The 25,038-nt window shown below is 70.1% G+C and carries 25 protein-coding genes; 17 read left to right on the top strand and 8 right to left on the bottom strand.

The window, feature by feature from the left end; all coding sequences use genetic code 11:
• The first annotated feature begins 28 nt into the window (after window positions 1-28).
• From EVS81_RS03860 to EVS81_RS03840, 5 genes are read left to right on the top strand one after another with little or no spacing between them, the layout of a single operon-like run.
• Window positions 29-613, top strand: a complete 585-nt coding sequence (locus EVS81_RS03860) for an amino acid synthesis family protein (protein ID WP_130109219.1) — start codon at window positions 29-31, stop codon at window positions 611-613.
• Window positions 610-1,815, top strand: a complete 1,206-nt coding sequence (locus tag EVS81_RS03855) for an amidohydrolase family protein (protein WP_130109218.1) — start codon at window positions 610-612, stop codon at window positions 1,813-1,815. The genes EVS81_RS03860 and EVS81_RS03855 overlap by 4 nt, the downstream gene beginning before the upstream one ends.
• A 55-nt stretch (window positions 1,816-1,870) precedes the next feature.
• Window positions 1,871-2,077 (top strand): ferredoxin, encoded by a 207-nt coding sequence (locus EVS81_RS03850; RefSeq protein ID WP_130109217.1) that lies wholly within the window; start codon window positions 1,871-1,873, stop codon window positions 2,075-2,077.
• Entirely contained in the window at window positions 2,077-3,270 is a 1,194-nt protein-coding gene (locus tag EVS81_RS03845; protein ID WP_165384174.1) for an NAD(P)/FAD-dependent oxidoreductase, read from the top strand. The genes EVS81_RS03850 and EVS81_RS03845 overlap by 1 nt, the downstream gene beginning before the upstream one ends.
• Window positions 3,271-3,311: 41 nt before the next feature.
• The gene (locus EVS81_RS03840; protein WP_130109215.1) at window positions 3,312-4,448 is read left to right on the top strand and encodes an alpha/beta hydrolase family protein; all 1,137 of its coding nucleotides are present in this window, start codon (window positions 3,312-3,314) and stop codon (window positions 4,446-4,448) included.
• A 72-nt stretch (window positions 4,449-4,520) separates the two neighbouring features.
• On the opposite strand, the gene EVS81_RS03835 is transcribed toward EVS81_RS03840, so the two are convergent.
• From EVS81_RS03835 to EVS81_RS03820, 4 genes are all read right to left on the bottom strand, one after another.
• Window positions 4,521-5,561, bottom strand: a complete 1,041-nt coding sequence (locus tag EVS81_RS03835; protein WP_130109214.1) for an ABC transporter permease — start codon at window positions 5,559-5,561, stop codon at window positions 4,521-4,523.
• Between the two features lie 10 nt (window positions 5,562-5,571).
• Window positions 5,572-7,062, bottom strand: coding sequence for an ATP-binding cassette domain-containing protein (locus tag EVS81_RS03830; RefSeq protein ID WP_130109213.1), 1,491 nt, complete (start codon window positions 7,060-7,062; stop codon window positions 5,572-5,574).
• Between the two features lie 222 nt (window positions 7,063-7,284).
• Window positions 7,285-8,259: a sugar ABC transporter substrate-binding protein gene (locus tag EVS81_RS03825; RefSeq protein WP_130109212.1), complete on the bottom strand. Its 975-nt coding sequence runs from the start codon at window positions 8,257-8,259 to the stop codon at window positions 7,285-7,287.
• A 216-nt stretch (window positions 8,260-8,475) separates the two neighbouring features.
• Window positions 8,476-9,516, bottom strand: a complete 1,041-nt coding sequence (locus tag EVS81_RS03820; RefSeq protein ID WP_130109211.1) for a LacI family DNA-binding transcriptional regulator — start codon at window positions 9,514-9,516, stop codon at window positions 8,476-8,478.
• A gap of 85 nt (window positions 9,517-9,601) precedes the next feature.
• Between EVS81_RS03820 and EVS81_RS03815 the strand changes: the two genes are divergently transcribed.
• Together EVS81_RS03815 and EVS81_RS03810 are read left to right on the top strand one after the other, a co-directional pair.
• Window positions 9,602-11,227, top strand: a complete 1,626-nt coding sequence (locus tag EVS81_RS03815; protein ID WP_130109210.1) for an amidohydrolase — start codon at window positions 9,602-9,604, stop codon at window positions 11,225-11,227.
• A gap of 86 nt (window positions 11,228-11,313) precedes the next feature.
• Window positions 11,314-12,432, top strand: coding sequence for a class II histone deacetylase (locus EVS81_RS03810; RefSeq protein ID WP_130109209.1), 1,119 nt, complete (start codon window positions 11,314-11,316; stop codon window positions 12,430-12,432).
• 123 nt (window positions 12,433-12,555) lie between these two features.
• Here the strand turns inward: EVS81_RS03810 and coaA are convergent, their stop codons facing one another.
• On the bottom strand, window positions 12,556-13,608 hold the full coding sequence (gene coaA, locus EVS81_RS03805) for a type I pantothenate kinase (RefSeq protein ID WP_130109208.1): 1,053 nt from the start codon (window positions 13,606-13,608) through the stop codon (window positions 12,556-12,558).
• 32 nt (window positions 13,609-13,640) lie between these two features.
• Here coaA and glmS point away from each other — a divergent pair, with 32 nt between their 5' ends.
• From glmS to EVS81_RS03765, 8 genes are all read left to right on the top strand, one after another.
• Complete coding sequence (glmS, locus tag EVS81_RS03800) at window positions 13,641-15,491, top strand: glutamine--fructose-6-phosphate transaminase (isomerizing) (protein ID WP_130109207.1); 1,851 nt, start codon at window positions 13,641-13,643, stop codon at window positions 15,489-15,491.
• Between the two features lie 61 nt (window positions 15,492-15,552).
• Window positions 15,553-15,990 carry a holo-ACP synthase gene (locus EVS81_RS03795; RefSeq protein WP_130109206.1) on the top strand — a complete coding sequence of 146 codons (438 nt, stop codon included), beginning with the start codon at window positions 15,553-15,555 and terminating at the stop codon, window positions 15,988-15,990.
• Complete coding sequence (gene alr / locus EVS81_RS03790; protein WP_130109205.1) at window positions 15,987-17,132, top strand: alanine racemase; 1,146 nt, start codon at window positions 15,987-15,989, stop codon at window positions 17,130-17,132. The genes EVS81_RS03795 and alr overlap by 4 nt, the downstream gene beginning before the upstream one ends.
• Window positions 17,133-17,170: 38 nt before the next feature.
• Window positions 17,171-17,659: a tRNA (adenosine(37)-N6)-threonylcarbamoyltransferase complex ATPase subunit type 1 TsaE gene (gene tsaE / locus EVS81_RS03785; RefSeq protein WP_130111274.1), complete on the top strand. Its 489-nt coding sequence runs from the start codon at window positions 17,171-17,173 to the stop codon at window positions 17,657-17,659.
• Entirely contained in the window at window positions 17,635-18,300 is a 666-nt protein-coding gene (gene tsaB / locus EVS81_RS03780) for a tRNA (adenosine(37)-N6)-threonylcarbamoyltransferase complex dimerization subunit type 1 TsaB (RefSeq protein ID WP_130109204.1), read from the top strand. The genes tsaE and tsaB overlap by 25 nt, the downstream gene beginning before the upstream one ends.
• A complete protein-coding gene (rimI, locus tag EVS81_RS16210; RefSeq protein ID WP_338034665.1) occupies window positions 18,297-19,022 on the top strand; it encodes a ribosomal protein S18-alanine N-acetyltransferase in 726 nt (241 codons plus the stop codon). Before tsaB ends, rimI begins: the two co-directional genes overlap by 4 nt.
• A gap of 32 nt (window positions 19,023-19,054) precedes the next feature.
• Window positions 19,055-20,188, top strand: a complete 1,134-nt coding sequence (gene tsaD / locus EVS81_RS03770) for a tRNA (adenosine(37)-N6)-threonylcarbamoyltransferase complex transferase subunit TsaD (RefSeq protein ID WP_130109203.1) — start codon at window positions 19,055-19,057, stop codon at window positions 20,186-20,188.
• Window positions 20,189-20,318: 130 nt separating this feature from the next.
• On the top strand, window positions 20,319-20,711 hold the full coding sequence (locus EVS81_RS03765; RefSeq protein ID WP_130109202.1) for a DUF4190 domain-containing protein: 393 nt from the start codon (window positions 20,319-20,321) through the stop codon (window positions 20,709-20,711).
• Between the two features lie 96 nt (window positions 20,712-20,807).
• On the opposite strand, the gene EVS81_RS03760 is transcribed toward EVS81_RS03765, so the two are convergent.
• The 3 genes from EVS81_RS03760 to EVS81_RS03750 all read right to left on the bottom strand — a co-directional run bounded on the left by EVS81_RS03760 (window position 20,808) and on the right by EVS81_RS03750 (window position 23,168).
• Window positions 20,808-22,076: a class I SAM-dependent methyltransferase gene (locus EVS81_RS03760; protein WP_165384173.1), complete on the bottom strand. Its 1,269-nt coding sequence runs from the start codon at window positions 22,074-22,076 to the stop codon at window positions 20,808-20,810.
• Window positions 22,077-22,089: 13 nt separating this feature from the next.
• Window positions 22,090-22,548 (bottom strand): DUF4190 domain-containing protein, encoded by a 459-nt coding sequence (locus tag EVS81_RS16165; RefSeq protein WP_130109201.1) that lies wholly within the window; start codon window positions 22,546-22,548, stop codon window positions 22,090-22,092.
• A gap of 101 nt (window positions 22,549-22,649) precedes the next feature.
• Window positions 22,650-23,168: a DUF4190 domain-containing protein gene (locus tag EVS81_RS03750; protein WP_130109200.1), complete on the bottom strand. Its 519-nt coding sequence runs from the start codon at window positions 23,166-23,168 to the stop codon at window positions 22,650-22,652.
• A gap of 316 nt (window positions 23,169-23,484) precedes the next feature.
• Between EVS81_RS03750 and groES the strand changes: the two genes are divergently transcribed.
• Window positions 23,485-23,781, top strand: a complete 297-nt coding sequence (gene groES, locus EVS81_RS03745) for a co-chaperone GroES (protein ID WP_130109199.1) — start codon at window positions 23,485-23,487, stop codon at window positions 23,779-23,781.
• Window positions 23,782-24,052: 271 nt separating this feature from the next.
• A complete protein-coding gene (gene rarD, locus EVS81_RS03740) occupies window positions 24,053-24,976 on the top strand; it encodes an EamA family transporter RarD (protein WP_130109198.1) in 924 nt (307 codons plus the stop codon).
• Window positions 24,977-25,038 lie beyond the last annotated feature (62 nt).

Raw genomic sequence — 25,038 nt, 5'->3', positions numbered from 1 at the left:
GCATCAGTGAAGAACTAAGGAAGGCACCATGGCAGAACACACGATCGAGATCCGCAAGACCTTCTCCCAGATCGAGGAGGTCAGGACTTCGGCGGGAACCACCGACAGCGGCGGCCCATTGCGGAAGGTCGCCGTCTGCGCTGTGATCCGCAATCCCTACGCGGGGCGGGGATACGTCGAGGATCTGTCGGCCCTTATCGATGCCTCGGGCGAGGTCGGCACGCTCTTGGGAGCGGAGGCGCTGCGCCTGCTCGGGGCACCGGTCGCGAGCTATGGGAAGGCCGGTCTCGTCGGCAGCTCCGGCGAGCAGGAGCACATCAACGCGGCGCTCACATCGGTCTTCGGCAACGCGTTCCGCGCCGCGATCGGCGGCGGTGAGGCCTGGATCACATCGATGACGAAGCGCGCCGGCGCCGGCACGCTCATCGACGTCCCGACCGCTTATAAGGACGACGTCTGGGTGCGCTCGCACTACGACGGCATGGAGGTGCGCGTGCCCGACGCCCCGCAAGCCGATGAGATTGTCGTGATCGCGGCCGTCACCAACCGCGGCCGCATCAATGCTCGAGTGGGCGGTATGTCGGTGGCAGAGGTGCAGGAGAAGGGGCTGTGAGCAGCGGTTCGCTCGCGATTGTCGGGGCCGGTGCGATCCTCTCCGGCGACTGGCGCGCGCCCGTCGTTCAGGGAGCCGACACGGTGATCGTGCGGGACGGGATGATCTCTGCCGTGGGGCGCGAGGCGGATCTGCGCTCCGAGATCGCGGCCTCGGAGCAGACCGTCGATGCCGTGGGAACCACGGTCGCCCCGGGTCTCATCGATTCGCACTGCCACGTGGTGCTCGGCGACTACACTCCTCGCCAGAAGACGGTCGACTTCCTCGCCAGCTACGTTCACGGTGGCATTACGAGCGTGGTTTCGCCGGGAGAGATCCATGCTCCCGGGCGGCCCAGCAGCGCGATCGGGGTGAAGGCTCTGGCCATAGCTGCGAAGGAGTGCTTCGACAACTTCCGCCCGGGCGGGATGACCGTGCACGCGGGGGCTGTGGTCCTCGAGCCGACGCTCCAAGAACGTGACTTCGCCGATCTGCAGGAGGCCGGTGTGCGGCTCGCGAAGTTCGGATTCGGTCGCTACGCCGATCCGGCCGACGGCGTCGATCAAGTGCGCTGGGCCAAGCAGCACGGCATCACCGTGATGAGCCACTCGGGAGGTGCGAGCATTCCGGGCAGCAAGCCGATCACGCCGGAGCATCTCCGCACGCTCGCGCCGCATGTCTGCGGACACGTCAACGGAGGCCCGACGGCGCTGGACGAGGCCGGCGTCGACCTCATCATGGACGAGACGGATATGGCTTTGCAGCTCGTGCAGGCGGGGAACCTGCGATCGGCCGTGCGCATCATCAACCGGGCCGCCGAACGCGAAATCTTCGACCGCGTGGTGATCGGCTCTGATACGCCGACCGGAACCGGAGTGATGCCCCTCGGAGTGCTGAAGACCGTCGCCGAGCTGTCCTCGCTCTCCGAGGTGGACCCGGCGCGAGTGTGGGCGGCCGCGAGTGGCAGCAATGCTCGTGTCTGGAACCTGCCGGCCGGATTCGTCGAGCCCGGACGGGCTGCGGACCTGGTGGTCCTCGACGCGCCCTGGGGATCGACCCGCGAGGATGCGCTGGGCGCCCTTGCGGTCGGGGATATCCCGGGCATCTCCGCAGTCATCACCAGCGGGGTCGTGCGCACCCTGCGCAGTCGGAACACGCCGCAGGCGGCGCGCGCTGCCGAGGTGACACCGCGCATCGAGCACCTCGAACACGCGGGGCACTGAGCACCTCACGCCGAGGACCGAGCATCACGCCGGCCCACACGAAAGGAGAATCGGAATGACCTTCAAGATCACCGTCGATCTGGGAGCCTGCCAAGGCTATGCGAACTGTCTCATCGAGGGGCCCGCCCTCTTCGACATCGATGACGACACCAACAAGGCCGTCGTGATCGGCAGCGACGAGCACGATGAGTCGCTGCGCGCACAGGCGGAGGCGGCTAAACGCGGATGCCCGGCGCACGCGATCTTCATCGAGGACGTCTGATGCGCCGAATCGTCGTGGTCGGTGCGTCGCTCGCCGGGGTGCACGCCGCCGAGGCGCTCCGCGAGCGCGACTACGACGGGGAGCTGACGCTCGTATCAGCCGAAGCCCGGCTCCCGTACGATCGGCCGCCCATCTCCAAGGAACTGCTGCTCGGCACGATGGAGTCCGAGCAGCTCCTGCTGCGACCCGAGTCCTGGTACCACGAGCGCGGTGTCGAGTTGCGCCTCGGCGCCGCGGCCCGGGGCCTCGATCCCGCGGCGCGGACGATTGCACTGGCGGACGGCAGCGAGCTCGCGTATGACGGCCTGATCCTCGCGACCGGGTCGACCGCGAGACGATTGCCCGCCGTCCCCGACGGCCCGACGGTCCACGTGCTCCGAGACCTCGATCACGCGCTCGCGCTCCGTCCGGCGCTCCAGCCCGGCAAGCACCTCGTCGTCATCGGCGGCGGATTCATCGGGCTGGAGGTCGCCGGCGTTGCGCGCCGACTCGGCCTGGACGTCACGCTCGTGGAGAACTCCCCGATCCCGCTGGTGCGCGCGTTCGGCAGCGACACGGGAGACTGGTACCGGCGCCTGCATGAGCGCAACGGGGTCCAGTTCGTGCACGAGTGCGCGATCGACTCCATCGGGACGAATCGTGGCGGGACCGTGCTGGGCCTGAGCGACGGCTCGGCGATCACCGGCGATATCGTCGTCGCAGGGATCGGCTCCATCCCCTCGATCGACTGGTTGGCCGGCAGCGGCGTCGCGCTCTCCGGGGGCGTGCTCTGCACCCCGGATCTGGCGACCAGTGCGCCGGGGGTGGTCGCGGCGGGCGACATCGCCCGCTGGCACAATCCGATATTCGGTCAGGAGATGCGCGTCGAGCACTGGTCGAACGCAGTGGATCAAGGGCGTCACGCGGCGGCGACGTTGCTCGGCGACCGGTCCCCATTCGCTTCCGTGCCGTATTTCTGGACCGATCAGCACGACACGAAGATGCGATTCGTCGGCCGGGCGGCGGGGGCGACCGACACCCGAGTCGAGCTCATCTCCGACGACAAGCTGGTCGTGACCTATGGGCGCGACGGCGTGCTGATCGGAGCCGTCTGCGTCGGCGCCCCGAGGCAGCTCGCGAAGTACAAGGTAGCGATCCAGAATCGCGTCCCGTGGGAGGACGCGGCCGAATCGCAGCTGGCATCGACCGTCTGAACGAACCCGACACGACAACCACCACCCAGAAGGAGACAGATATGACTACGGTGAACAACGGCGATGCCCTGTCGCTCATCGAACTATTCCCGCAGGATGAGGACTGGTCGCTGCAGACCATGCGATTGCTCTCGCAGGTCGCCGTCGGCGGAGCCGACCTCTTCGAGTGCGCCCGGACCGCTGCGCGCATCGGTCGGGAGACGACCGACGGAGAGGTCTGGCAGCGCGAGTGGAGCCGCACCGGCCGGGAGATCTCCGAGGCCGCCCGGGCGGCGTTGGAGAGGGGCGAGATCACGACGGCTCGACGCGCGTTCTTCCGCGCCATGAGCTACTGGCGCCACTCGGAGTTCTTCCTCGACTCGTCCGATCCGCGCCGCACCGAGGCGTACAACGAAGGACGGAACAACTTCCGGAAGGCGGCTGAGCTCAGCGGCGGTCTGATCGAGCAGATCGCCGTCCCGTTCGAAGGCAAGGAGATGGACGGGTACATCGTGCGCCCGGACGACTCGGGAGAGGCCCGGCCGACCGTGCTCTTCCTCGGCGGCGCCGATTCCTGGGCCGAAGAACTGTACTTCCTCGGTGGCACCGAGTTCCCCGCTCGCAACATGAATGTCGTCATGGTCGACACACCTGGCCGGGGCAGCTCGCTTCGCTTCAAGGAGATGTACAGCCGTCCCGACTACGAGGTGCCCGTGGCCGCGATCCTCGATTTCCTGGAGGAGCGCAGCGACGTCGACTCCGACCGCATCGGCCTCGCGGGCGTCAGCTTCGGGGGATACTACGCGCCCAGGGCGGCCGCATTCGAGCCGCGGGTCAAGGCGGTCGCCGCGTGGTGCGGCACGTGGAGCATCCTGACCGACTTCTACGAGTTCTATCCGCCGCTGCAGCAGCAACTGCAGTGGCTGAGCGGCTCGAAGGACGATGCCGAGGCCCGAGCGAAGCTCGCGGAGTTCACGCTCGACGGCATCGCCGACAAGATCAAGATCCCGGTCTACGTGATGCACGGCACCGCCGACATCATCATGGACATCAAGGGGGCCCACCGCTTCGTCGAAGCGCTCACCTCGGACGATGTGACGGTGGACATCTACGATGCGGCCGGTTCGCTGCACTGCAGCTACGACTACATGTCGGTCGCCGGTGCGCGGCTCGGAGATTGGTTCCTGCACCGCATCTGACGCACCCCCTGCGGCCGCGGGCCGGGCGCTGACGCCCGGGCCCGCGGCGCACCCCCGCGCCCGGGCCCGCGGCTACTCGATGCGCTGCGGCTGCTCGGTGCGCTGCGGTGGGTCCGTGCGCTGGGGCTGCTCGGTCGCCTTGCGTCCCAGCTTCGCCCAGGAGCTGCGGATCATCTTCTGGATCGAGCTGTCGAGCGCCACCGCGACGATGAGCGTCGCGCCGACGAGGATGGTCTGCAGGAACGGAGAGGCCTGCAGGAAGACGAGGCCCGCGCGGAGCACGCGGAAGAAGAGCAGGCCGGCGACGACGCCGCTGATCCGGCCCACCCCGCCCTCGAACGCCACGCCGCCGAGCAGCACCACCGTGAGCGCCTCGAGCTCGAGCCCCGAGCCGATCGTCGGGTTGGCCGACTGCACCTTCGCCGAGAGGAAGAGCCCGGCGAGGGCCGCGAAGACGCCCGACGCCACGAAGAGGAGGAAGCGCGAGCGCCTCACGTCGATACCCATGAGGCGCGCGGCGCGTTCGTTGCCGCCGATCGCGCGCACCTCGCGACCGAACTTCGTGCGATTGAGCACGTACCAGCCGATCACGACGACCACGGCGAGCACCACGATCTGGATCGGGACCGGCCCCAGCTTGAGCGTGCCCAGCGCGCGGAACGCGTCGGGCAGCTCGGCGCGCGGAATCGTCCTGCCCCCGGAGAGCAGCAGCGCGAACCCTCCCCACACGCTCAGGGCGCCGAGCGTCACGACGAACGAGTTGAGCCCGAGATAGGACACCAGGAAGCCGTTGAGCGCACCGGCGACGACGCCGGTGAGCAGCGCCGCCGCGAAGCCGAGCGCGGTCGACCCCGTCGTGCTCATGGTGAGGCCCCCGGTGATGGCGGCCGCGGACGCGATGGCGCCGACCGAGAGGTCGATCGTGCCCGACATGATGAGGAATGCGACCGGGATCGCGATCAGGCCGAGCTCGCTGGCCTGCATCAGGATGTTCTGGGCGTTGCCGAGCGAGAAGAAGTTGGGGCGGAGAATCGAGAAGACGGCGATGAGCACGATCAGCGCGAGGAAGATGCCGTTCTTTGCTGCGAAGATCTTGAGGCGTTCGGTATTCATAGCGGTTCCTTCAGGTGGTCTGCGGGATCGAATCGGCGGCCGGCTCGGCCAGTGAGAGGAGCGAGGCCAGAAGCTCCTCGTTGAAGTTCTGAGTGCGCGGGATCTCGACCATCCGATCCCCGAGCACGATGTAGGCCCGGTCGCACATGCTGGCGATCTCGTCGGACTCGCTCGACGCCACGATGACTGCGGCGCCGCTGTGCGCCGCGGCGCGGACGCCCTCGACGATGTCGAGCTTCGCGCCGACGTCGACCCCCTGGGTGGGCTGGGCGAGCACGAGGAGTACGGGCTTCTGCGGGTAGAGCCAGCGGGCCAGGAGGTGCTTCTGGCGATTGCCCCCGGAGAACTGACCCACCTCGGCGTCCCCGGAGGGCCCGCGCACGTCGAGAGCGCTGCGCGCCCGCTCGTACACCTCCGCCCCGGTCTTCGCCGACACCCACCAACCGCGAGAGGGGCCGGTTCCGTACCAGGGGAGCATCACGTTGTCGCGACCCGATTCGGAGGCGATGAGCCCCTCGGTGTCGCGGTCCTGCGGAACGAAGAACACGCCGCGGCGGATCGCGCGTGCCGGCGAGGAGAACCTGACGCGCGCGCCGCACAGGGTGTACTCGTGCGGCGAGCCGGCTGCACCTGCGAGTCGCGCGGCGATGTCGAACTGCTCGCCGCCCGCCATGCCGAACAACCCGACCACCTCGCCCTCCCGCGCGTCGATCGCGCCGCCGGGCGCGTCGTAGCGCAGCACCTCGGCTCCGGCCTCGACGTGGGTGAAGTCGAGGGAGCGGAGATCCGGCACCAGCGCCTCGGCGAGTCTCGCGGGCGTGAACTCGCCGGCTGCGCCGTCGACGACGACGCGACCGCCGCGCAGCACCACGATGCGCGTGCAGACCTCGAGGATGTCGGGAAGCCGGTGGGAGACGTAGAGCACGGAGACCCCGCGGGAGGCGAAGTCGCGGATCAGCGCGTGCAGCGCCTCTGTCTCGGCCTTCCCGAGCGCGGCGGTCGGCTCGTCGAGCATCAGCACCTTCATCTCGCCAGCGAGCAGTCCGCGCGCCAGGTCGACGAGCTGCCGCTCTCCGAGGCCGAGGGCCTCGACGGGCATGTCGAAGGGCAGATCCGCGCCGACCGTTTCGAGCGCCTGCTCGGCGAGCGCGGTCCGTTCGGCGGAGCGGGGCTGCTCTCGGGCGAGGAAGAGGTTGTCGAGCACGCTCATGTTCGGCGCGAGTGCCGGCTCCTGGTGGATGACGGTGATGCCCATTCTCGCCGCATCGCGAGGGGAGAGCTTGCGCTCCACCTCGGCGCCGTCGACGGAGAAGCTGCCCTCGGTCGCGCCGATGACCCCGGTCGCGACGTTGAGCAGCGTGCTCTTCCCGGCGCCGTTGTGCCCGAGCAGGCCGATGATCTCTCCCGGCTGTACCTCGAATCGAATGTCGTCGAGCGCTCGAGTGGCGCCGAAATCTACCGTGACGCCCGCAAATGCGAGGCGCGGCTGCGAGTTCCCCATGTCGTGATCCTTCGATGTGGTTCGTGGGTGTCTGGGTGCGGGCGGCGCCCCGGCGCTCGCGGCACGCGTCGTGCGGGCCCGCCGCGCGGCCAGGGCCGACGGTGCCTGGCGACGGCTCCTGACGAGGCGCCGTCGGCGACGGCTCCTCGGAGCGCGCGTGAGCGGTGGTGAGGCACGCGGGTCCGCCCGGTCGAGCTGGTCGGGCGGACCCGCGTGCTGCGGTTACTGGTTCGCGAGGAGGAAGTCCTCTGCGTTCTCGCTCGTCACCTCGTTGATCTCGACGGTGACGTCCTCGACGGCCTCGCCGTTCGCCGCGGCGACGAGCATCTCGGCGTTGGCCTCGGCGAGCTGACGCGCCGGCACCATGAAGGTGTAGCGCCAGAAGGAGCCCTCCTCGGCGATGATTTCGAGCTCGGCGTCCGTCGCGTCGAGGTTGAGCAGCAGCATGCTGTCGTCGGTGGGGGAGATCCCCGAGTCGGTGAGCGCCTGGTATGCGCCGAGTGCGGGATCGTTCGAGATCGCCAGGTAGACCTTGGTGTCGGGCTTCGACTGCAGCTGGGTCTGAGCGGCGGCGTACCCGTCGTCGAGGCTCAGGGTCTTGTGCTCGGTGATGTCGAGGTTCAGGCCGGAATTGTCGAGCGCTTCCATGATCCCCTCGCCGCGCAGGCGGCCGAGGTCCGTGTCGGGCCAGCCGAGGAACGCGACATCCACCTGCTCGTCGCCGTAGGTGTCGCGGATCCACTCGGCCGCGCGTTCGCCCGCGGCGACGCCGTCCGCGTGGTGATCGAGGCCGACGGCCGCGACGACCCCCTCCCAGCTCGAACCGTAGCCGAGAACCGGGATGCCGGCGTCGTTCGCCTGGCTCGTGACCGCGACCATCGCGTCGGACTGGACCGGGTAGCCCATGATCGCCTTGATGTCGCCGCGCACGATCCAGGACTCCCAGTCCTGCACCTGGGTCTGGGCGTTCCACTTCGGATCGTCGGTCACGAACTCGTACCCCGCGTCGGTGACGATCTCCTCCATGAAGGGGAGCATGTCGTTCCAGATCTGGATGTCGAGACCCGCGAAGCTCATGGCGACGGCTCCCTGGGACTCTTCGCCCGAGCCGTTCGCGGTGGAGGTGCAGGCGCCGAGGGAGAGTGCGGCGGCTGAAGCGAGGGCGATGGCGCCGAGTGCACGATTGAGGCGTTTCATTGTGTAGTAGCTCCTTTGCTCTGGCAGGAATCGCGACCGCGCTCTCGATCGTGCACCCGAGGGAAGCGGGTCCGAGCGGAACAAGCGGGAACGTTCCTGCATCGGAGAGCGTAACATGCTCCGGGCCCCGGGGGAGCGGGGAATCTCAATTGTTACCAACGCGTCGCCGTGCCGTAGCATGCGCGGATCGCGAGGTGTCGGGCACCTTTGCTCGGCTTAGCGATCCGAGGTCTGGTGCTTCTCGAGCGGTGGGGCGAGCAGGTACTCGGGATCCCTGCCCGGCACCAGCAGCGCGACGTCGCGATTGACGCGCCACTCGAAGTCGCCGTCGTCGCGATCGATCAGCCCGGTGAGGAACCTGGCCGCGTTGCGGCCGAAGGTCTGCGCGTTGAGGTCCACGGCCATGACGCGTTCGAGGCCTTGCTCGGTGGCGGGATCGGAGGCCAGCGTCGCGACCCACAGTTCGCGCCCGTGCCGCGCGCGGTAGCGCTTCGCGAGGGGACCCGCGATGCCCTGCTGCACGACGAGCGCGCCGTCGATGTCCCCCTCGTCGTCGAGCGCGTCGAGGATGCGCTCTATCTCGTTCTCGGAGGGCCAGAACCCGGTCGGCAGCACGAGCGGCGGAATGCCCTCGCGCCGGGCCCAGTCCATGTAGATCTCCCGCGCCTCCGCGGCCCAGAGCGGCTCGAACTCCTCGCGCAGGGTGATGATCGCCGGCCGCGAGACCCCGGCCGCCCGGAGGCGGTCGAGCACGATGGGCGTGAACTCGTCCTGTCCGCCCGAGTACTGCCCGCGCACGAGTGCGCGCTGCTCGGGGGAGAGCGCGCCGACGGCGACGACCGGAATGCCGGTCTTCGCGGCCTGCTCGATGAAGGGATCGTTCGGCGCGGGGTCGAGCACCAGCATCCCGTCGGCCCACAGACTGCGCGGGCGCGGGTTGCGGTGATTCTCCGTGAGCAGCGTCAGGTCGAGGCTCATCTCCGAGGAGTGCTCCATCGCGCCGAACACGAACTGCATGTAGAACCGTCGCCCCTGGCTGTTGGGGAAGAGGTGCAGGCCGATGCTCTGCGACCGACTGCCCCGGAGCCGCTGCGCCGCACGGTTCGAGACGTAGCCCAGTCGTTCCGCGGTTTCGGCGACCAGGGTGCGGGTGGTCTCCGAGACCCGGCCGCTTCCGTGCAGGGCGGAGGAGACGGTCGTCTTCGAGATGCCCAGCTCGCGGGCGATGTCGACGATGGTAACGGATCTCGGGCTCACCCTCTCAGCTTAGGGTCTCGCGAGGGCCGTCGAAATGGGTTAGAGTGCGGGTGCAGGAACGTTCCTGCATACCCCTGGAGTGCTGATGGCATCAGAGAATCGAGCAGAGCTGCTCATCGTCGCCGACCGTGTCCGCGCCTTCGATCCGCAGCGCGCCGACACGGCGACCGCGATCGCCGTGCGCGACGGGGAGATCATCGACGTGGGGACGGAGCACGCGCTCGCGCGGCACGTCGGGCCCGGCACCGCGGTCCACCGCTACCCGGGCGCCACGGTGCTTCCGGGCCTCACCGACTGCCACACCCACATCGTGATGGGGCTGCCGCTCAGCCGGGGGATCCGGCTCACCGATCGCTCGCTCGACGAGGTGCGGCTGGCGATCTCCGAGGCCGTCGGGAGTGACGACGGCGAGGAGCGCTGGATCCTGGGTTGGGGCCTCGATCCCAACGTGTTCGCAGAGTCCGGCTTCACCGGCCGGATCTTCGACGACATCGCCCCGGATCGCCCGGTCTTTCTCCGCATGCGCGACGCGCACTCCGCCATCGTCAATTCGGCGGCGGTGCGGGAGCTCGGCCTCACGGGCCGCGAGCGCTTCGACGACGAGTCCCGGATCGACGTCGACTCGGCGGGGAACCCCACCGGCTACATCATCGAGATCGGGGCGATCGAACGTGTGCTCGCACAGATCCCGCCGGAGGGGTTCGACGCCTCGGTGGCGCGCATCGCCGAGCTGCTGCGCAGTATGGCGCAGAGCGGCCTCACCGCCAATCACGTGCTCGACTTCTCCGAGGAGGGCGCGAAGCTCATCTCCGCGGTGGAGGATCGCGGCGGGCTGCCGATCCGCCTGCGCTTCTCGCCCATGATCTTCCCGGGGATGACGGACACGGAGCTCTGGCGCATCGTCGAGCTGCAGGGGAGCGGCGGAGAGCGGTGGCGCGTCGAGGGCGTGAAGTTCTTCATCGACGGCACCGTCGACAACGGCACCGCCTGGCTGCACGAGCCGGACAGCGCCGGGCAGGGCACTCGCTCCATCTGGACCGATCCCGAGCGGTACCGGGCGGCGCAGCGCTTCTTCGCAGAGCGGGGGATCCCGACCACCACGCACGCCATCGGCGACCGCGGCGTCGATTTCGTGCTCGATGCGCTCGAGTCGCTCGGCGACGAGATCCGGGGCCGTGCCCCTCACCGCATCGAGCACATCGAGACGATCACGGATCGGACTGTGCGCCGCTTCGCCGAGCTCGGCGTGGCGGCGAGCATGCAGCCGATCCACGGCACGCGCCACACGCGCGCCGACCGCAGCGACAACTGGTCGGTGCGGCTCGGCGCGGAGCGGGCCTCCCACGGCTGGCGCTGCCGCGACATCCGCGATACCGGCGCGACCGTGGCGCTCGGCAGCGACTGGCCGGTGACGCCGTTCGACCCGCGACGCATGATCGCCGACACGATTCTGCGGCGCCCCGTCGAGCAGCCCGGGCTGGCGCCGGTGCAGCCCGAGCAAGCGCTCACGGCCCGAGAGGCGTTCGAGGGGTACACGCTGCACGCCGCCAGATCGGTGGGGCATGAGGACCGTCTCGGATCGATCGCGCCCGGCAAACGGGCCGAGTTCACCGTGTTCGGAGCCGACCCGTTCGAGTCCGCGCCCGAGGAGTATCCCCGACTCGACGTCGTCGCGACCTACCTCGACGGCGAGCGCATCGTCGGGGCCTGAACCGAGATCCCGCGAGCTGTTCCCGGTGCCCAGAGCTCGGCGCCGGGAGCATCCGCACCATGAGAATGAGAATGCAGAGGAACGCAATGCAGCGCAGAACAGGGTACGTATGGCACGAGCGGTTCGCGTGGCACGACACGGGCACGCACGCCGGGATCTTCCCGTCGGGCGGATACGTGCAGCCCTACCGCAACTTCGAGAACCCCGAGTCGAAGGCTCGTCTTGCAAGCCTCATCGAGGTCTCGGGCCTCGTCGACAGCCTCGTGCGCATCCCGGTGCGCCCGGTCGACGAGGAAGACCTCGCACGGGTGCACACCTCGGAGCACATCGAGCGGATCCGCGCCCAGTCCGACGACGGTGGCGGCGATGCGGGCGACGGATTCTCACCCTTCGGGGCGGGCAGCTACGAGATCGCGAAGCTCGCCGCCGGCGGCACGCTGGTGGCCGCGGAGGCGGTGCTCGACGGGACGGTCGACAACGCCTATGCCCTGGTGCGGCCGCCCGGGCACCACGCCGAACCCGATCAGGGCCGGGGCTACTGCCTGTTCTCGAACGTCGGGGTGGCGGTGCAGGCGCTCCGCGCGGCGGGCCGCGTGCGACGCGTCGCGATCTTCGACTACGACGTACACCACGGCAACGGCGCGCAGAAGATCTTCTGGGAGGATCCCGACGTGCTCACCATCTCGGTGCATCAGGATCGTCTGTTCCCGGTCGACTCCGGCCTCGTCGACGAGCAGGGCGCCGGCGCGGGGGCGGGCACGAACATCAATGTCCCGCTTCCGGCGGGTTCGGGCGACGGCGCCTACTGGTCCGTGGTCGAGGAGGTGGCCGGGCCGGCCATCCGGGCCTTCCAGCCCGAGATCATCATCGTGTCGAGCGGCTTCGACCCCTCCGCGCTCGACCCGCTGGGCCGCATGAGCGTCACCTCGCGCGGGTTCAAGGGCGTCGCCGAGCGGCTGCTCGCGATCGCCGACGAGGTCTGCGAGGGGCGCATCGTGTTCTCGCACGAGGGCGGGTACTCGCCGGTGCACGTGCCGTTCTGCGGCGTCGCGGTCATCGAGGCGCTCACCGGAGTCGAAACCGGGGTGGAGGATCCGTTCGAGATCTCCATCGGATCCTCGCCGACCCGTGAACTCACGGAGTGGCAGGCCGGAGTGATCGAGCGCTCGGCCGAGCTGGCCCGGGCGCTCCGCATCGTCGTGTAGTCGCCCGCCCCGATGCTGCCGTCGGCTCGGGTGGGCCAGAAAAGAGGACGCGTCTGCTGCATCATCCGGCCGATACCGCAGCAGACGCGTCCTCGAATTCGACAGGCTGGGGTGGTGTCGCCGTCACATCTTGCGCAGCAGCACCTTCTGCACGCGGTGATCGCGCTCCTTGCGCAGCACGAGCGTGGCCCGCGCACGGGTCGGACGGATGTTCTCGACGAGGTTGGGCTCGTTGATGTTGCTCCAGTACTCATCGGCGAGTGCCACCGCGGCGTCGTCGTCGAGCGTGGCGAAGCGCCGGAAGTACGAGCTGGGGTCGGAGAATGCGCTCTGGCGCAGCTGCAGGAAGCGATTGCGGTACCAGCGCTGGATGTCCGAGGTGCGCGCGTCGACGTAGACCGAGAAGTCGAAGAGGTCGCTCACCGCGAGCGGGTGCTGCATCGACGGCGGCTGCAGCACGTTGAGGCCCTCGACGATGAGGATGTCGGGGCGCCGCACGACCGTGCACTCGCCGGGGACGATGTCGTAGACGAGATGGCTGTAGTGGGGCGCCCGCACCTCGGCGACGCCCGCCTTCACCTGCGACACGAAGCGCAGCAGCGCGCGGCGGTCGTACGATTCGGGGAAGCCCTTGCGCGCCGTGATGCCCCGGCGCTGCAGCTCGGCGTTGGGGTAGAGGAAGCCGTCGGTCGTCACGAGTTCGACGCTCGGCGTCTCGGGCCAGCGGGCGAGCAGGTCGCGCAGGATGCGCGCCACGGTCGACTTGCCCACCGCGACGGATCCGGCGATCCCGATCACGAAGGGGCTCTGGCGCTCGCCGTCGAGCTGCAGGAACCCGCGGGTGCGCCGGTGCATCTCGCGGGCCGCGATGGCGTACTGGTTGATGAGACGGCTGAGCGGGCGGTACACCTCGGAGACCTCTGCGAGGTCGAGCGGCTCACCGAGGCCGCGGAAGGCGGCGATCTCCCGCTCGGTGAGCGGCATCGGCGTCTCACCGGCGAGACGCGCCCACTGCTCGCGGTCGATCTCGGTGAACGGGGAGGTGTACTCCGGGCGCACGAGCGCGTGGGTGTCGGTGCTCACCTCGTGGGGCGGTGCCGTCGTGCCGGCGCCCGCCTCGGCCGATTCGGCGCGCGCGTGCGAGGAGGGGTCTGGGGCGGTGCTGTACTCGGCCATCGTTCATCCATCGTGCCACTAAACTCATACCCATGTGTGGAATCGTCGGATATGTCGGCCCCAATGACACGGTCGAAGTGCTCCTCAACGGCCTGCGCCGTCTGGAGTACCGCGGATACGACTCGGCAGGCGTCGCGGTGATCGATGACGCGCACGAGATCTCCGTGCGCAAGCGCTCCGGCAAGCTCGCCCGGCTCGAGGAGCTGCTCGAGGCGAACCCGCTGCAGGCCGCCGGCACGGGCATCGGTCACACCCGCTGGGCCACCCACGGCGGGCCGACCGACGCGAACGCGCACCCGCACCTCGGCGACGGCGGCAAGCTGGCGCTCATTCACAACGGCATCGTCGAGAACTTCGCCGAGCTGCGCGAAGAGTTGGAGGGCGACGGCGTTGATCTGATCAGCGAGACCGACACCGAGGTCGTCGCCGCGCTCGTGGGGCGCGAGGTGGCGCGACAGGGAGACCTCGAGACCGCATTCCGCTCCGTCGTCACGCGGCTCGAGGGCACCTTCACGCTGCTCGCGATGCACCGCGACGAGCCGGGCAAGGTCGTCGCCGCCCGCCACCACTCGCCCCTCGTGGTGGGGTTGGGCGACGGCGAGAACTTCCTCGGCTCCGACGTCGCGGCCTTCGTCTCCTCGACTCGCCGCGCGGTCGCCGTCGACGAGGACAACATCGCGGTCATCACTCCCGAAGAGGTGCGCATCACCGACTTCGCGGGTCACCCCGTCGAGTTCGAGGAGTTCGAGGTGGAGTGGGACGCCGAGGCCGCCGACAAGGGCGGCTGGTCCTCGTTCATGGCGAAGGAGATCAACGACCAGCCCGACGCGGTGGAGAACACCGTGCGCGGCCGCGTCTCACCGTCGGGCGTGGAGATCCCCGAGCTGACCGCCCTCGGCGACGAGCGCCTGCGCGGCATCGATCGCATCATCATCATCGCCTGCGGCACCGCGTCGTACGCGGGCCAGGTGGGCGCCTACGCGATCGAGCAGTGGGCGCGCATTCCCGTCGAAGTGCAGCTCAGCCATGAGTTCCGCTACCGCGAGCCCGTGCTCTCCGACCGCACCATGGTCATCTCGGTGAGCCAGTCCGGTGAGACGATGGATACCCTCATGGCCGTGAAGTACGCGGCCGAGCGCGGCGTGACCACGGTTTCGGTCTGCAACACGCAGAGCGCCACGATTCCGCGCGAGTCGGACGCGGCGGTCTACACCCACGCCGGGCCGGAGGTCGCGGTCGCGTCGACGAAGGCGTTCGTGGCGCAGATCACCGCGCTCTACCTGATCGGGCTGCACCTCGGCCGCGTGAAGGGCGCACTGTCCGCGGAGGCCGCGGCGCAGGCCATCGCCCAGTTCGATGAGCTGCCGGCGAAGGTGCGCGAGGCCGTCGATACGCACGAGCAGATCGCGCAGCTGGCGCACTGGATGGCCGACACCCGGTCCGTGCTGTTCCTCGGGCGCCACGTGGGCTACCCGATCGCGCTCGAGGGGGCGCTCAAGCTCAAGGAGATCGCGTACATCCACGCCGAGGGCTTCGCCGCCGGCGAGCTCAAGCACGGGCCGATCGCGCTCATCGACCACGGGCAGCCCGTGTTCGTGCTGGTGCCGAGCCCCCGGACGTCCCCGCTCATGCACTCGAAGGTCGTCTCCAACATCCAGGAGATCCGGGCCCGCGGCGCACGCGTGATCGCCGTCGTGGAGAAGGGCGACACCGCGGTGCTGCCCTACGCCGACGACGTGATCCGCCTGCCGCTCGCCGATGCCTTCTTCGAGCCGCTGCTGCAGGTCGTTCCGCTGCAGTGGTTCGCGCTCGAGTTGTCGACGGCGAAGGGACTCGACGTCGATCAGCCGCGCAACCTGGCCAAGTCCGTGACGGTCGAGTAGTCCGCCGGGTGCGGAGGAGACCCCTTGCGGTGCGGCTGAGCCGGCGGGAACCGGAGACCACATGATCGTCGGGATCGGCGTCGACACCGTCGACATCGCGCGCTTCGAACGACAGCTCGCGCGCACGCCCGCGCTGCGCGCACGGCTGTTCACTCCTGCGGAGGCGGTACTGGGGACGCCGTCGCTCGCGGCGCGGTTCGCCGCGAAAGAGGCCCTCATCAAGGCGCTCGGCGGCTCCGCAGAGCTGCGGTGGCAAGACATGGAGGTGCAGCGCGACGAGGATCGCGCCCCGTACTTCGCACCGACGCCGGGGCTCGAGACCGCCCTCGCCGCGCGCGGCGCCCGGCGCGCGCACCTCTCGATGACGCACGACGGGGGAGCGGCGACCGCCTTCGTGGTGGTGGAATCGGACGGCAGCGCGGCGTCGGCGGGGACGGCTGCGGAGCGCGGTACGCTCGCCACGACGGCAGGATCGCACGACGGACGGGGGCAGGCATGAGGACAGGATCGATGCGGGTCGCCGAGATCTCGCTTCCTGCGATCCGGCACAACGTGACCCGCGTGCGCGAGCTCACGGGCGGTGCCGTGATCGTGGTGGTGAAGGCGGACGGCTACGGGCACGGCGCGCGCATCGCGGCCGAGGCGGCGCTCGCGGGCGGTGCGGCCATGGTGGCCACGGCCGATCTCGAGGAGGCGCTCGCGCTGCGCGACGCGGGGATCGAGGCCCCGGTGCTCTGCTGGCTGCACGGCGTGCACGCCGATTTCGAGCAGGCGGTGGCCGCCGACATCGAGATCGGGGTCAGTCATCTCCAGCAGCTCGAGGCGCTCGCCGCGGCAGCGGACCGTGCGGGCCGGCCGGCCTCGATGCAGTTCAAGCTCGACACCGGCCTCAGCCGCAACGGGGCCGCCCCCGAGGAGTGGGCTCCGCTCTTCGCTCGCGCGGCCGAGCTCGAGCGCGCCGGTCTGGTGCGGGTGCGCGGCGTGTTCAGCCACCTCGCCAACGCGGGCGAGGAGAACGACCGGGCCCAGGCGGCCCGCTTCGACGAGGCGGTCGAACTGCTGCGCTCCACGGGCATCGAGCCCGAGATGATCCACCTGGCGGCCAGCGCCGCCACCTTCTCCTCACCGCATCTGCACTACAACACGGTGCGCGTGGGCGTCGTAGCTTACGGACTCAGCCCGTTCGCCGACAAGACCTCGGCGCAGCTCGGCCTGATCCCCGCGATGACCCTGCGCTCCGAGATCGTGGCGCTCCGCGGCGTACCGGCAGGCGCCGGCGTCTCCTACGGCTTCAACCACGTCTGCGAGACCGCCACCACGCTGGCCCTGGTGCCCATGGGGTACGCCGACGGCATGCCCCGGGCACTGAACGGGGCCGGGGCCTGGGTCACCGTGGCCGGCGAGCACCGACCCATCGTCGGCCGCATCGGCATGGACCAGTTCATCGTCGACGTGGGCCCGCTGGCGGGCCGCCTGGGGTTGGGCGACCCCGTCGTGCTCTTCGGAGACCCGGAGTGCGGCCACCCGCCGGTGGAGATCTGGGCCGGGCTCATGCGCACCATCAACTACGAGATCGTGGTCGGCGTCGGCCCGCGAGTGCTCCGGGTGCCGTCGGAGGAGCTCGAAGGGGGCGGGGCGTGAGCGGCGCGGTCATCCGGCGAGTCGCGGATCCCGACGCGATGCACGATCTCGGGGTCGAGCTGGGGCGCCGGTTGTGCGCGGGGGATCTCGTGCTGCTCACGGGCCCGCTCGGAGCGGGCAAGACCACGTTGACCCGTGGCATCGGGGAGGGGCTCGGCGTGCGCGGACCGGTGCAGAGCCCCACGTTCGTGCTGGCGCGCACCCATCCGTCGCTCGTGGGCGGTGCGCCGCTCGTGCACGTGGACGCCTACCGGCTCGCCGGAGCCGACGAACTGGACGACCTCGACCTCGACTTCGAGGGGTCCGTGGTGGTGGCGGAGTGGGGCGCCGGCCTCGTCGAGACGCCCGAGTCGTGGGTCGAAGTGGTGATCGATCGCCCTCGCGGGAGCGACGATGCCGAGGCCGATGCTCCAGCCGAGGCCGCACGTGAAGAGGAGCAGGTTGATTGGTCGGAGACGCCGGTCGAGAGCCGCACCGTGACCGTCACCGGGCACGGGCCGAGATGGCGGACGGGAGTGCTGTCGTGATGCTGGAGGCGCCGGAACTGGGCGGCCACGCGCTGCTCGCGATCGACACCGCGCTCGGCACGAGTGTGGCCCTGGGGTGCCGCGGGCGGGTGCACGTCGCCGCGAGCGACGATCCGCGCGGCCACTCCGAGGCGATCGGCGGCCTGCTCGAAGAGGTGTTCCGCGCGAGCGGGGCCAGTCCCCGCTCGGTGACGGGCGTCGTCGCCGGCGTCGGCCCGGGGCCGTTCACCGGCCTGCGCGTCGGGATCGCCGCCGCGCACGCGTTCGCGCTGGGGCGCGGGGTGCCTCTGCTGCCGCTCCACGGTCACGAGGGCGTCGCCCTCGATGCGCTGGAGGGCACGGCGCTGACCGGTGTGCGGGTGGTGCAGGACGCGAAGCGGCGCGAGCTCTTCGTCTCCGAGTACGCCGGGCTCGACTGGGCGGGGATCCCGATCCGTGAGTCCGATCCGCTGCTGCTCGCTCGCGCGGACTACGAGGAGCGCGCGAATGATGTCTGGCCGGACCGGATCCCTGCGGCCGCGCTCGTGCGGCTGGCGGCGCGGCGCCTGGCGTCCGGGCGCGGCTTCGAACCCGATCGCGCCGTCTATCTGCGCGCGCCCGATGTCGCCCAGCCCGGCGCCCCGAAACGGGTCTCCCGGTGAGCGCCCCCGAGGGGCGCCCGGAGCCGAGCAGCTCCGCCGGTCATCCTGCGGGAGCGGACCCTGTTTCTCGTCATCCTGCGGGAGCGGAGCCTGTTTCTCGTCATCCTGCGGGAGCGGAGCCTGTTTCTCGTCATCCTGCGGGAGCGGACCCCATTCCTCGTCATCCTGCGGGAGCGGACCCCATTCCTCGTCATCCTGCGGGAGCGGAGCGACTCGCAGGATCCAGCACCGTCAGCCCGGTCGCCGAGCACCCGGACCGTACGGCGGAGCTGCGGCTCCGCGACGCGGAGATCCACGACCTCGACGCGATCTGGGCGATCGAGAGCGCGGTGTTCGGCGCGGAGGCGTGGAGTCGCGAGATGATGCGCGAGGAGCTCACGGCCGAGCATCGACGCTACCTGGCGCTCGTCGACGCAGCCGGAGCGGTGCGCGGATACGCGGGACTGCTCGCCGTGGGTGCCGAGGGCGATATCCAGACCATCGCTGTCGCCCCGGAGGCCCGCGGCGGCGGGAACGGGCGGCGTCTGATGGACGCGCTGCTCGATGAGGCGGTGCGCTGCGGCGTGCGCAGCGTGTTCCTCGAGGTGCGGGCCGACAACCCGGTGGCGCAGTCGCTCTACCGGTCGCTCGGATTCGAGGAGATCGCCGTGCGCCCGCGCTACTACCAGCCCGACGGGGTCGACGCGCTGGTCATGAAACTCGAGATGAAGGATCGCCGATGAGTGGAACCCGTCATTCTGGGCGAGGAGCGCAGATGGTGCAGAGCGGAGCGTCGCCGGCGCAGGACGCAGACCCGACGGCGCAGCGAGAGCCACTGGTGCTGGGCATCGAGACGAGCTGCGACGAGACCGGTGTGGGCATCGTGCGCGGGCGCACGCTGCTCGCCAACGCCATCGCCTCGTCGATGGACGAGCATGCGCGCTACGGCGGTGTGGTCCCCGAGGTTGCGGCGCGCGCGCACCTGGAGGCCATGACTCCGACGATCGAGCGCGCGCTCGACGACGCCGGTGTGGCGCTCGAGGATCTCGATGCGATCGCGGTGACCTGCGGTCCCGGTCTGGCTGGGGCGCTCATGGTGGGGATCTCGGCCGCGAAAGCGCTCGCGGTGTCACTCGGGGTGCCGCTGTACGCGGTCAACCACCTCGTCGGGCATGTCGGTGCGGATCTACTGCAGGGCCCCGGGCTGCGGGAGACCCTCGGAGCGGTGGGGGAGCTCGAACTGCCCACTGTCGCGCTGCTCGTCTCCGGCGGGCACACTTCGCTCCTGCTGGTGCGCGATCTCGTGAGCGACGTCGAGATGCTCGGGGAGACGATCGACGACGCCGCCGGCGAGGCGTTCGACAAGGTCGCGCGGCTGCTGGGGCTGCCGTATCCGGGCGGCCCGCAGATCGACCGCGTCGCCGTCGCCGGGGATCCCGGTGCGATCCGGTTTCCGCGCGGACTCACCCGCCCCAAGGATCTCGAGCGGCATCGCTACGACTTCTCGTTCTCGGGCCTGAAGACCTCGGTGGCGCGATGGGTCGAGAAGCATGAGGCGGAATATGGTGGCGCGTCACCGCTGCCCGTCGCGGACGTCGCCGCCAGCTTCCGCGAGGCGGTCGCCGATGTGCTGCTCACGAAGGCGCTCGCTGCCTGCAGCGATCTGGGTGTGCCCCGTCTGCTCCTGGGAGGCGGCGTGGTCGCGAATGCGCGCGTGCGCGACCTGGCGCACGAGCGTTGCGTCGCAGCCGGGGTGGAACTGCGCGTGCCGCCGCTCTCGCTCTGCACCGACAACGGCGCCATGATCGCGGCGATCGGGGCCAGGCTCGTCGCCGAGGGTCACGCTCCCTCCGGGCTCGCATTCGGGGCCGACTCGACGCTCCCGGTCACCGATATCCAGGTGCGCTGACCGCGGGCGCGGCTCCGCCGCATCGGCCCGGCGCGCGCGGCGGGTGCAGCAGACATTTGTGCCCGGTGAACATTAGTGTGGAGAGTGCAAGTGGGGAAAACCCTCCTCCGAGCACGAACGAAGGAGCATCATGTCCGAGAACCTGCCCAACGGCCAGCCGGCCTCGAATCCCGTACCGTCCGCAGCACCCGCAGCGCCCGGCTACGCGGCCGCGCCCCAGCCGGTGCCCGGCAAGACCCTCGGCATCGTCGGCCTCATCCTGGCGATCCTGCTGCCGATCATCGGCCTCGTGCTGAGCATCGTCGCCGTCGTGCAGTCGCGCAAGGCGGGGGCGGGCAACGTGCCCGGCGTGATCGGCATCGTCATCGGCGCGCTCGGCACCATCGGCTACATCATTCTGATCGTGTCGATCGCCAGCCTCGCGGGCGCGGGCATCGACGCGGCCCAGCAGTGCCTCGACGGCGCGTACTCCGTGACCGTCGCCGGGCAGGAAGTGCTCTGCTCGGAGATCATGACCCAGTAGCCGCCGCGCTCGTGCGGGCGCGGCGACGAGGAGCCATGGGGTCGGAAGCCCGCGGTCCCGTCGTTGCGCCCGCCGGCGCATCGCGGATGGGGACGCTCAGCAGCGTTCCGCGAGCAGCGCGACGTGCCTGCCCGCTGCACGGGTCAGGAACAGCGTCGCCGATGCGTCACCGCGCAGTTTCAAGCGACGCCGCAGCGCGGCGGGATCCGCATCGGCCCCGCGCTTCTTGATCTCGAGCGTGCCGATCCCGCGGGCTGCGAGCGCTCGACGCAGGTCCTTCTCACGCGCGGGGAGCTCCTCGACCACGCGGAACGCGCTCGCGAACGGGGTCTCCACGAGCCGATCCCCGGTGAGGTACGCGATGCCGCCGCTCACCATGCCGGCGTCGAGGCGCTGCGCGAGGGCCCCGATCAGACGCGCCCGGATCACCGCGCCGTCCGGCTCGTAGAGGTACGAGCCGAGCGCTTCCACCGGGGCGTCCTGCGCGTCGGCGTCGGCCGTCAGCTCGTGCGCGGCAGCGCCGCGCAGCACCAGCGCCGCGCGGCGAATGCCGGGACGGGCCGTCGCGCCGAACCAGAGACCGGTCTCCACGAGATCGCCGTCGACCGACACCCACTGCGCTTCGGCGCGATCCGGGATCAGATCGCGGTCGAGGCCCGGCCCCAGCTTCACGCCGGTCGGCCGCCGCTCGGCCAGCGCGAACGCGAAGCGCAGCGACGGCGAGTAATCGTCGGGCGACGCGACGCGCCGGGTGTCGCTGTGCCCCGCGGTGCGGCGCGCCGGGTCCAGGAAGACGCCGTCCGCGTCTTCCGCGCCGAGCTGCTCCGCGTCGCCCACGCGCACGCCGGGGATCGCGGCTCCGAGTCGCCCGGCCGCGACCGCCAGATTGTGCTGGGCGAACACTGCTGTCAGCGGATCGAGCTCGACGGGCAGCGGGGCGATTCCGGCGCGCAGCAGCGCGAGGGACTCGGCGCCGATGCCGCACCCGAGGTCTGCGACGGAACGGCACCCGGCCGCCCGGAACCGCTCGGCGTGCAGGTCGGCCACCCGCTCGCGCGTCGCCTGCTCCAGCGCCGCGCGCGTGAACAGCAGGTCGGCAGCGATCTCGCCGAACTTGGCGCGCGCCTTGGCCCGCAGCCCGGTCTGGGTCAGTGCCGCGGCGAGCAGTGCGGGCTCGACGCCTTCACCGCGCAGCGCGCGGGAGATCGCGTCGACACCGTGCCCGTCGCGCTGTCGCGCGGCGATGCGATCGAGCAGAGCGAGGCCCTCCGGGGAGGCGAGCTCGTGCCAGCCGGGGGAGGCGGACGCGGAACGGGGGCGCGGGGAAGTTCCCCGTGCCCCCGTTCCGCCGTGACGCGTGCTCATTCCCGGCGTGCGGTCAGTAGCTGTTGGCCGAGATGGCCACTCCGATGATGAACACGTAGAAGACGATGATGATGACCCAGACCGCGATGCCGACGTAGCCGATGATGAGGCCCGCCAGAGCCAGGCCGCGACCGCCCTCGCCCGATCGGGCGATCTGCTTCAGTGCGATGTGCCCGCAGATCACGCCGACCAGCGAGATGAAGAACGCGCCGACGAGCGCGATGATCGCGAGGGTGTTGGTGGGCGGCGCCGGCGCGTACGCCGGCTGCGCGGCTACGTAGGGCTGCTGAGGCTGCGCGTACTGCTGCTGCGCGTACTGCTGCTGCTGAGGTGCGGGGTACTGCTGCTGCGCCGGGTACTGGGGCTGCTGCGGCGCCGAGTACTGAGGTGCCTGCGGTGCAGGCGGCTGCGTCGCCTGGCCAGGATCCTGCGGCTCCGGAGCGCCGTTCACGGGAGGCTGATTCTGAGACACTGCGTGGTCCTTTCGTGGTGCAGAGTGCGCAGCGCTGACGCTGCGTGCTGGGCGGTTCGCGAGGGCGCGGCGCACTCGGCGGCGCGGTCTCGAGCCGCGGATCAGAAGGAATCGTACCCCGAGCCCATCGAGCCGAAGGAGCCGATGGCGCCGATCATGGCGAAGATGAACCCGACGTAGATGATGACGAACATAGCCAGGAACACGAAGTAGGCGTAGCTGATGATGAGCCCGGTGAGCGCGATGCCGCGCCCGGCGTCTCCCGTGCGCTTGATCTGGCCGAGGCCGAGGTGGCCGAAGATGATGCCGGCCAGCGGCGCGAGGAACGCGAAGACGATCGCCAGGAGCGCGTAGGTGTTGGTCTGGCCGAGCGTCGTCGCGGGAGACGGGACGGGCGCGCTCTGCGGACGGTACGGGGTGGATCCCGCCGGCGCGTACGGCTGCTGCGCAGCCTGCTGGTACGACGGTGCGGCGCCGCTGTACGCGGGCTGGCCTCCCTGCGGCGCGGAGTGCTCCGGCTGTCGCGGGGCCTCGGGCAGGGGGGTTGTGGGCTGGGCGTCTCCCGGTTGCGCGGCTCCCGGCCGTTCGCCCGGCTGCTGGGGTGTGCTGGGTGTGGACATGAGCCCTCCTCGAGGTCGTGGCGGTACGCCGACCCCGCGGGGCCGTGGGTTCTGCGGCACGCGTCTTGCTGTGCGCCACGTCCAATTCTAGGGGACGGTCGCGCGAGCGAGTCGGATTCTCCTGGGCCCTGCGGCAGCGCTCCGCTCCATCGGGGTCCCTCCCCGGTGGAGCCCGCTCGTTCGCTGTGCGCGATCCCGCCCCTGTCGGTTGGCACTCCCCTTGCGAGAGTGCCAACCGGAGTCATAGACTCTGCTGTAGGCGCGCTCGCACGGGGCGGGCGTGAGAACCCTTCAGACATTTGGAAAGAGGTCAACTGTGTCGGTTGCCATCAAGCCGCTCGAAGATCGTATCGTTATCAAGCAGGTCGAGGCAGAGCAGACCACCGCGTCCGGTCTGGTGATCCCCGACAGCGCGAAGGAGAAGCCGCAGGAGGGCGAGGTCGTCGCCGTGGGCCCCGGCCGCGTCTCGGATGCCGGCACCCGCATCCCGCTCGACGTCTCCGTCGGCGATCTGGTGATCTACTCGAAGTTCGGCGGCACCGAGGTCAAGGTGGGCGGCGACGACTACCTGGTGCTCTCGGCCCGCGACATCCTCGCAGTGGTCGAGCGTTAATCGCGCTCCCTCGCACGGGCCCGCCGATCCTCTCGATCGGCGGGCCCGTCGTCGTACCGGGGCTTCCGCTCCCCGTCTCCCGCGCCCCGGATGTTCTCCGACGGCCCCCGTGCGTCGCCCGCGCCGGGCGCGCACCGGGCTCCGCCGAACCCGCACCTCACCCGCAGCCGACCCGCATCTCACCCGCGCCGAGCACGCACCGTGACCGCCCCGAACCCGCGCCGAGTCCGTACCGGTGAGCGTGCGGCGAGAGCGGGGATAGACTGACGCGGTGACGCGAACTCGTGCGGGCCTGGGATACGGGCTGGGGGCATATCTGCTCTGGGGGACCTTCCCCTTCTACTTCGGCCTCATCGCAATGGTCGGGCCGTTCGAGGTGGTGCCCTGGCGGGTCGCGACCACGCTCGCCTTCTGCGCTCTCCTCGTGACCCTGACGCGGCGCTGGCGTCAGGTCGGGAGGATCCTCCGATCACCGCGCCTGTTCGGGTGGTTCGCGCTCTCGGCGATACTGCTGTACGCGAACTGGCAGATCTTCATCCTCGGTGTGATGACCGGGCACGTGCTCGAGACCTCGCTCGGCTATTTCATCAACCCGCTCTTCACCATCCTCATCGGGGTGCTCGTGCGCAAGGAGCGCCTCAGCCGCCCGCAGTGGATCGCCGTGGGGATCGCGGCCGTCGGGGTCGCGACCGCCGCCATCGCCTACGGCCAGTTCCCGTGGATCGCCCTGGGCCTCGCGGTCACCTTCGGACTCTACGGCGCCGTGCACAAGCACGCGGGTGAGGACGTCGACGGAGTGACGGGGCTCACCGTCGAGACGCTGGCGTCGCTGCCCGTCGCCGCGGTGCAGCTGGTCGCGGTGATCGGTCTCGTCGGGATCAATGCGTTCTCCTTCGGGCCGGGCGTCACCGTGCTCGTGCTGCTCAGCGGGATCATGACGGCGGTGCCGCTGATCCTCTTCGGGGAGGCCACCCGGCGGCTCCCGCTCTCGTATCTGGGATTCCTGCAGTTCCTCACACCGATTCTCGGGTTCCTCTACGGCTACTTCGTGATGCACGAGGAGATGCCGCTCAGCCGCTGGATCGGATTCATCGCCGTGTGGGTCGCACTCATGATCCTCATCGCCGACATGGTGGCGCAGCTGCGTCGTTCGCCGACGGCACAGACGAACACCGCCCCGGTTCCTTTAGACTGAGTGAGATGCTGGGGAGAGCTATCGGCGACCCTCGGCACCGACCAGGCTCCCACCACAACACA

Source organism: Leucobacter triazinivorans (assembly GCF_004208635.1).
GTDB lineage: Bacteria > Actinomycetota > Actinomycetes > Actinomycetales > Microbacteriaceae > Leucobacter > Leucobacter triazinivorans.
Note: the sequence above shows the minus strand (reverse complement) of the source record. Positions and strands in the feature narration are given on the sequence as shown.

Bases quoted from the DNA above. Each gene is read 5' to 3' on its own strand.
- EVS81_RS03860 (WP_130109219.1), top strand. From the start codon at position 29: ATGGCAGAACACACGATCGAGATCCGCAAGACCTTCTCCCAGATCGAG.
- EVS81_RS03850 (WP_130109217.1), top strand. From the start codon at position 1,871: ATGACCTTCAAGATCACCGTCGATCTGGGAGCCTGCCAAGGCTATGCG.
- EVS81_RS03845 (WP_165384174.1), top strand. From the start codon at position 2,077: ATGCGCCGAATCGTCGTGGTCGGTGCGTCGCTCGCCGGGGTGCACGCC.
- EVS81_RS03840 (WP_130109215.1), top strand. From the start codon at position 3,312: ATGACTACGGTGAACAACGGCGATGCCCTGTCGCTCATCGAACTATTC.
- EVS81_RS03835 (WP_130109214.1), bottom strand. From the start codon at position 5,561: ATGAATACCGAACGCCTCAAGATCTTCGCAGCAAAGAACGGCATCTTC.
- EVS81_RS03830 (WP_130109213.1), bottom strand. From the start codon at position 7,062: ATGGGGAACTCGCAGCCGCGCCTCGCATTTGCGGGCGTCACGGTAGAT.
- EVS81_RS03825 (WP_130109212.1), bottom strand. From the start codon at position 8,259: ATGAAACGCCTCAATCGTGCACTCGGCGCCATCGCCCTCGCTTCAGCC.
- EVS81_RS03815 (WP_130109210.1), top strand. From the start codon at position 9,602: ATGGCATCAGAGAATCGAGCAGAGCTGCTCATCGTCGCCGACCGTGTC.
- EVS81_RS03810 (WP_130109209.1), top strand. From the start codon at position 11,314: ATGCAGCGCAGAACAGGGTACGTATGGCACGAGCGGTTCGCGTGGCAC.
- coaA (WP_130109208.1), bottom strand. From the start codon at position 13,608: ATGGCCGAGTACAGCACCGCCCCAGACCCCTCCTCGCACGCGCGCGCC.
- glmS (WP_130109207.1), top strand. From the start codon at position 13,641: ATGTGTGGAATCGTCGGATATGTCGGCCCCAATGACACGGTCGAAGTG.
- EVS81_RS03795 (WP_130109206.1), top strand. From the start codon at position 15,553: ATGATCGTCGGGATCGGCGTCGACACCGTCGACATCGCGCGCTTCGAA.
- alr (WP_130109205.1), top strand. From the start codon at position 15,987: ATGAGGACAGGATCGATGCGGGTCGCCGAGATCTCGCTTCCTGCGATC.
- tsaE (WP_130111274.1), top strand. From the start codon at position 17,171: ATGCACGATCTCGGGGTCGAGCTGGGGCGCCGGTTGTGCGCGGGGGAT.
- tsaB (WP_130109204.1), top strand. From the start codon at position 17,635: ATGGCGGACGGGAGTGCTGTCGTGATGCTGGAGGCGCCGGAACTGGGC.
- tsaD (WP_130109203.1), top strand. From the start codon at position 19,055: ATGGTGCAGAGCGGAGCGTCGCCGGCGCAGGACGCAGACCCGACGGCG.
- EVS81_RS03765 (WP_130109202.1), top strand. From the start codon at position 20,319: ATGTCCGAGAACCTGCCCAACGGCCAGCCGGCCTCGAATCCCGTACCG.
- EVS81_RS03760 (WP_165384173.1), bottom strand. From the start codon at position 22,076: ATGAGCACGCGTCACGGCGGAACGGGGGCACGGGGAACTTCCCCGCGC.
- EVS81_RS03750 (WP_130109200.1), bottom strand. From the start codon at position 23,168: ATGTCCACACCCAGCACACCCCAGCAGCCGGGCGAACGGCCGGGAGCC.